We start from the raw sequence: 6,077 nt of genomic DNA, 5'->3' as shown, positions 1-6,077 counted from the left end.
CGTCCCTTCGTTGCGCACGGTGGCATTGATCACCGTATTCTTCGAACCGTTGTCGACCGAGATCTTCTTCGGCAGCAGCGTGGTCACCTTCACACCCGCGGGCGCCTTGTCGACGGCCTTTCCCCCCTGGCCGCTCATCGGTTGCTGATCGTTCGCGACGGCGGTGCCGGAAAGGATCAGCACCGCCGAAAAAGATGCGGTGACCAGTGATCCCGTGACGGCCGTCAGTGCGGACACACGACGAGAACTCATGTTCGTCCCCCTTGGCTGCGCCTGAATTCGCAGTACTTGAAGAGGTACCACAAGATTTCTCCGCACTATGCTGGGACGGCCTCAAGTGTGACCATCGTGTGGCAATGCGCATGGCCCGGAGGCAGTCGTTGAGGGGGTGCAGCGAATTGCCGGGGAATTCGATGAGCGGCGGTGTTCCGGGGCTGCTCGTGGCGGGACGGTACCGGTTGGCCGAGAGTATCGGCCAGGGGGGAATGGGGCGGGTGTGGCGAGCCGTCGACGAAATCCTCCACCGGCGGGTAGCGGTGAAGGAGATGCGCATCGACGGGGTCGACCAGGAGGACAGCCGCACCCGCCGTGAACGCACCCTGCGCGAGGCCAGGGCCACCGCGCGGATCGACCATCCGGGGGTGGTGCGCGTCTACGACGTGGTCGACGAGGGCGAACGCCTCTGGATCGTCATGGAGTTGGTGCCCGCCCGGTCACTGGAACGCCTGCTGGCGGACGACGGCCCCCTGAGCCCCGGGGAGACCGCCCGTATCGGCCTCGGCCTGGTGTCGGCGCTGCGCCAGGTCCACGCCGTGGGCGTGCTCCACCGGGACATCAAGCCCGGCAACGTCCTCGTCGAGAGCGGCGGCGGACGGCGCGTCGTTCTCACCGACTTCGGCATCGCCGCGATCCAGGACGCCAAGGCGCTCACCATGGTCGGCATGCTCGTCGGCTCCCCCGACTACATGGCTCCCGAACGCGTCTCCGGCCGCCCGCAGGGTCCGCCGTCCGACGTGTGGTCCCTCGGCGCCACCCTGTGCGCGGCCCTCGTCGGGCGCTCCCCGTTCTCCCGCGACACCACGCTGGCGACCCTGCACGCGGTGCTCTACGAGGAGCCCCGACTGCCGCCCGCCGCCGGCCCGTTGAGCGAGACCCTGGCGGCCCTGCTGGTCAAGGACCCGGAGGCCCGCCCGGCCCTGGACGCCCTGGAGTCCGCCCTGCGCCCGGTGGCGTACCCGCCCCCGACACCGACACTCGCGGTGCCGGGTCCTACGCGGGTTTCCCACGGCCCCGGGGGCACCGGCCCGGCGTCCACGCCCATGGTGGGACCGGGACCGGGACCTGAACCGGGGCAGGGACCGGCACCGTCACCGGCACCGGAATCCGCACCGGCACCGGAGCGGGCCCCCGCCCGGCCGGCCGGCCGGGGACACCGGCCGTGGCTCCGCGTTGCCGCGGGCGTGCTGGTCGCCGGGGCGGTGCTGGGCGCCGTACTGGCCCTGCTGCCGGACGGCACGGCCGAGCGGCACGACTCGTCGACAGGAACCGCGGGCTCCTCCGCCTCCGTGTCGCCCTCCGCGTCCCCCTCCTCCTCGCCCACCGTCGAGGGCACATCGAGGCCGCCGAGCGTTCCGCCGGGCGCGCACCGGGAGGCGGGAGGGTTCGCGTGGGCGACACCGAAAGGATGGCGCAGGGACGTGAAGACGGGCGCGGAGGTGCACTACACCTCGCCGGACGGCGGGCAGGAGCTGGCCGCCAAGTCCTCGCTGGCCCGCGGGGACCTCATGGAGACGTGGCGCACCTCGGAGCAGAACGCCCACCAGGGACAGGACTACCGCAAGATCCGCCTGGAACGTACGACGTTCCACGGCCGCCCGGCGGTGGTGTGGGAGTACACCTTCACGCTCGGGGGCGCCGAGTGGCACGCGAGGCTGCTGGGCTTCGACGCGGACGGCAAGTCGTACCAGGTCAACACCTGGTACCGGCCGGACGGGGAACCGCGGGCCCTGGCGACGTACGAGAGGGTCAAGGACAGCTTCACGGTCCTTTGAGGAAGAGGACAAGAAGAAGGGAGGGAGCCGCCCCCGAGGACGGCTCCCTCCTTGCGGATCACCGCCGCCGGCGTCAGCCGGCCGCCGGGACCTTCTCGACGTCGTCGTCCGGCGCCGTCGCGGCCGGGGCCCGGCCGCCGCCCCGGACCTTCTGCTTGACCACGGCGAGGACGAGCACCACCGCCGCGACCAGCAGTGACAGCAGTACGGTCTCGCGGCCGTCGTGCTCGGTGTCGGTGAGCATGTAGCCGAGGACGAAGACGATCAGCGCGGCCGTCGCCCAGGTCAGGTACGGGTACAGCCACATCTTCACGACCAGCTTCTCCGGCGCCTCACGCTGGATGATCCTGCGCATGCGCAGCTGCGAGAAGCAGATCACCAGCCAGACGAACAGGGCGACCGCACCGGAGGAGTTGACGAGGAAGAGGAAGACGGAGTTCGGGAACTTGTAGTTGAAGAACACCGCGAGGAAGCCGAAGGCGACCGACACGAGGATGGCGGTACGCGGCACTCCGCGCTGGGTGGTCCGTGCGAAGCCCTTCGGGGCGTCACCGCGGGCGCCCAGCGAGAAGGCCATGCGGGAGGCGGTGTAGAGGCCGGAGTTGAGGCAGGACAGCACCGAGGTCAGCACGATGAAGTTCATGATCTGACCGGCGTGCGCGATGCCGAGGGAGTCCAGGGCCGCGACGTAGGAGCCCTTGTCGGTGATCGACTTGTCGTCCCAGGGGATCAGGGAGACGACGACGAGGATCGAACCGAGGTAGAAGACGGCGATGCGCCAGATGATGCTGTTGGTCGCCTTGGTGACCGCGCGCTGCGGGTCCTCGGACTCGCCCGCGGCGAGGGTGGCGATCTCGCTGCCCATGAAGGAGAAGACGACGAGCAGCACACCGGTGAGGATGGAGCCGGGGCCGTGCGGCAGGAAGCCGCCGTGGTCGGTGAGGTTGCCGAAGGACGCCTGGTCGGCGTGGACGCCGGGCAGCACGCCGAAGACGGCCAGCAGACCGATGACGATGAACGCGGCGATCGCGACGACCTTGATCCCGGCGAACCAGAACTCGAACTCGCCGTAGGAGCCGACGGAGGCCAGGTTGGTGGCGGTCAGCACCAGCATGACGATGAGGGCCCAGCCCCACTGAGGTACGGCGGGCACCCACTCGGAGAGGATCTTGGCGCCGGCGGTGGACTCCACGGCCAGCACGACGACCCAGAAGAACCAGTAGAGCCAGCCGATGGAGAAGCCGGCCCAGCTGCCGAGCGCGCGGTCGGCGTGCGCGGAGAAGGAGCCGGAGGTGGGGTTGGCGGCGGACATCTCGCCGAGCATGCGCATCACGAGGACGACGAGCGTGCCGACGAGGGCGTAGGAGAGCAGGATGCCGGGTCCGGCGGTGGCGATGCCGGAGCTGGAGCCCACGAAGAGGCCCGCGCCGATGACACCGCCGATGGCGATCATCGTCAGGTGCCGGTTCTTGAGTCCGGCCTGGAGGCCGGAGTCGTGGGCGGGGGGAGTGGCGGGGCCGCTTCCAGCCTTCGGCGGGTTCGGCTGCGAGGTCATGGACGGATTTCCTTTGCGCCGGGTGAGCGGTTACTCGTACGAGCGGTGTACGAGCCGGTCCAGTGAATCGGAGGCAAAGGGATTCGTGAACCTACGAAACCTAATCGTTACTTGAGGTTCTCTTGAGGTTTGTAGTTTTGCTCACACTCGCCGAGGGATTGTGATAGAGGGGTCGCTGAGCGTGACCCGAGGCGTCCGGGTCCTCCCTGCCGTGTCACACTCGGACCATGCGCGTGTATCTCGGCTCGGACCATGCGGGCTTTGAACTGAAGAACCACCTCGTCGAGTGGCTGAAGGCGGCGGGGCACGAGCCCGTCGACTGCGGGCCGCACATCTACGACGCCCAGGACGACTACCCGCCCTTCTGCCTGCGCGCCGCCGAGCGCACGGCCGCCGACGAGGGCTCCCTCGGCATCGTGATCGGCGGTTCCGGCAACGGCGAGCAGATCGCGGCTAACAAGGTCGAGGGCGTACGCGCGGCCCTCGCCTGGAGCGAGGAGACGGCGTCCCTGGGCCGCCAGCACAACAACGCGAACGTGGTCGCGGTCGGTGCGCGGATGCACACCACCGAGGAGGCGACGAAGTTCGTCGAGACCTTCCTGGCCACCCCGTTCTCGGGCGACGAACGCCACATCCGCCGCATCGACATGCTGACGGCCTACGAAACCACAGGCGACCTCCCCCCGATCCCGCCCCACCACCCGCAGCAGTAGCAGGAAACCGACCCTGGGGCACCCACCCGGGGCGCGCAGGGCGCGAAGCCCCCGGGACGGCACGATGCAGCTCATCGGGTGCCCGCCTGGGGGCGCAGGCTGCGATGCAGCTGACCGAGGCGTCCGCCGGGGGTCCGGGGGCGGAGCCCCGGGGGCGGGGTGTTGCAGCTGACCGAGGTGCCCGCCCAGGGGGTGCAGGGGCGAAGCCCCGCCGGGGGTCTGGGGCGGAGCCCCGGGACGGCACCGCGCACCCCACCGAGTCGGGTGGGTGGGTGGGAGTCGGGGTCTGGGGCGGAGCCCCGGGCGGGACCTTGTGCCCTACCGAGTCGGGCGGGCCGGGTGGGAAAATCCCCCAGAAACGGGAGCGCACTCCCCGGAGAGAGGAAACCCGTGCCAGAGGGCCACACCATCCACCGCCTAGCCCTGGACTACGCCCACCGCTTCCAGGGCACAGCCCCGCAGGCAACCAGCCCCCAGGGCAAGTTCTCCGACGCCGCCGACCTCCTCACCGACGCGGAGCTCACCCGCACCGAGGCCCACGGCAAACACCTCTTCCTCCTCTTCCGCGACACCGACTGGGTCCACATCCACCTGGGCCTCTTCGGCAAGGTCGCCCTCGGCGACACCCCCGCGCCCCCGCCCACGGACACCGTCCGCCTCCGCCTCACCAACGAGACGTCGTACGCCGACCTCCGCGGCCCCACCACCTGCGCCCTGATCACCCCCACCGAGAAGCAGGCGATACACGACCGCCTCGGCCCCGACCCCCTCCGCACGGACGCCGACCCGGCCACCGCCTACGCACGCGTGCGCCGCAGCCGTACGACGATCGCCGCGCTCCTCATGGACCAGAAGGTCATCGCCGGCGTGGGCAACGTCTACCGCGCCGAAGTCCTCTTCCGGCACCGCATCGACCCGTACCGCCCCGGCCGCGACATCACCCCGTCCGAGTGGGACGCGATCTGGACCGACCTGGTCGAGCTCATGCACGAGGGCGTCCGCGACAACCGCATCGACACCGTCCGCCCCGAGCACACCCCCGAGGCGATGGGCCGCCCGCCCCGCGTCGACGACCACGGCGGCGAGGTCTACGTCTACCGCCGCGCGGCCATGCCGTGCCACATCTGCGCCGGCGAGATCCGCACCGCGGACCTCGCCGCCCGCAACCTCTTCTGGTGCCCCACCTGCCAGCGGCGCTGAGGCGGAACCACCGCACTCAGGGCAGAGGCACCGCCTGCTAGAACCCGTGCGGAAGCCAGGGCGCCACCGCCGCCCCGAACCCCACCGAGGCCTCCGCCAGCGCCCCGCGCCGAAGTTCCCGCACCCGCCCGGCGGCCGCGAGCCCGGTCAGCGGCACGCCACCGAGATAGGCCGCCCCCAGTTCCCGTACCGAAAGCGCGAGGTCCGCGGGGTCCGGGGTCCGCTCGCAGGACGCGCCCTTGGCGTCCCCGCTCAGCCGCCACCGCCCCGAGTTCCAGGGGCAGAAGGCGTCCTCGACCTCGAACACGACGTCCACCGGCGCCTGGTACGTCCGCGCCGACAGCGCCGCGCCCACGTCCACGAGCCGTACGTACAGCGCGTCCCGCAGCCGCGGCCGGCAACGCCGGATGTCGGACACCAGGTACTGCCACGCGTCGTCGACCGGCCGCATCCGCACGTTCAGCGTCGACGTCAGGTCGATGCCGAACAGGAAACGCCACAGCGCGGCCCCGCTCGCCGGGTCCAGCGCGTCGAGGTCGCTGAGGACGACCGTGCCCT

5 protein-coding genes and 1 pseudogene are annotated in these 6,077 nt (G+C 70.8%); 3 read left to right on the top strand and 3 right to left on the bottom strand.

The genetic code is table 11. The annotated features are described in order from the left end of the window. Nucleotides 1-252, bottom strand: a pseudogene (locus tag IE249_RS37445) (hypothetical protein); the annotation flags it as partial. A gap of 161 nt (nt 253-413) precedes the next feature. Between IE249_RS37445 and IE249_RS16150 the strand changes: the two are divergent. Continuing rightward, entirely contained in the window at nt 414-2,051 is a 1,638-nt protein-coding gene (locus IE249_RS16150; RefSeq protein ID WP_189705528.1) for a serine/threonine-protein kinase, read from the top strand. 73 nt (nt 2,052-2,124) lie between these two features. On the opposite strand, the gene IE249_RS16145 is transcribed toward IE249_RS16150, so the two are convergent. Continuing rightward, nucleotides 2,125-3,606 (bottom strand): amino acid permease, encoded by a 1,482-nt coding sequence (locus IE249_RS16145; protein WP_189705527.1) that lies wholly within the window; start codon nt 3,604-3,606, stop codon nt 2,125-2,127. A gap of 227 nt (nt 3,607-3,833) precedes the next feature. Between IE249_RS16145 and IE249_RS16140 the strand changes: the two genes are divergently transcribed. Next, nucleotides 3,834-4,319, top strand: a complete 486-nt coding sequence (locus IE249_RS16140) for a ribose-5-phosphate isomerase (RefSeq protein ID WP_189705526.1) — start codon at nt 3,834-3,836, stop codon at nt 4,317-4,319. Nucleotides 4,320-4,709: 390 nt separating this feature from the next. Next, nucleotides 4,710-5,519, top strand: coding sequence for an Fpg/Nei family DNA glycosylase (locus IE249_RS16135; RefSeq protein WP_189705525.1), 810 nt, complete (start codon nt 4,710-4,712; stop codon nt 5,517-5,519). 37 nt (nt 5,520-5,556) lie between these two features. Here the strand turns inward: IE249_RS16135 and IE249_RS37440 are convergent. Next, the coding region (locus tag IE249_RS37440) for a sterol carrier protein domain-containing protein (protein ID WP_229858609.1) at nt 5,557-6,077 on the bottom strand (521 nt) is incomplete at its 5' end.

The organism is Streptomyces anandii JCM 4720, assembly GCF_014650655.1.
Classification (GTDB): domain Bacteria; phylum Actinomycetota; class Actinomycetes; order Streptomycetales; family Streptomycetaceae; genus Streptomyces; species Streptomyces anandii.
Note: the sequence above shows the minus strand (reverse complement) of the source record. Positions and strands in the feature narration are given on the sequence as shown.

Coding starts and splice junctions, on each gene's coding strand:
- IE249_RS16150 (WP_189705528.1), top strand. CDS start 414: ATGAGCGGCGGTGTTCCGGGGCTGCTCGTGGCGGGACGGTACCGGTTG.
- IE249_RS16145 (WP_189705527.1), bottom strand. CDS start 3,606: ATGACCTCGCAGCCGAACCCGCCGAAGGCTGGAAGCGGCCCCGCCACT.
- IE249_RS16140 (WP_189705526.1), top strand. CDS start 3,834: ATGCGCGTGTATCTCGGCTCGGACCATGCGGGCTTTGAACTGAAGAAC.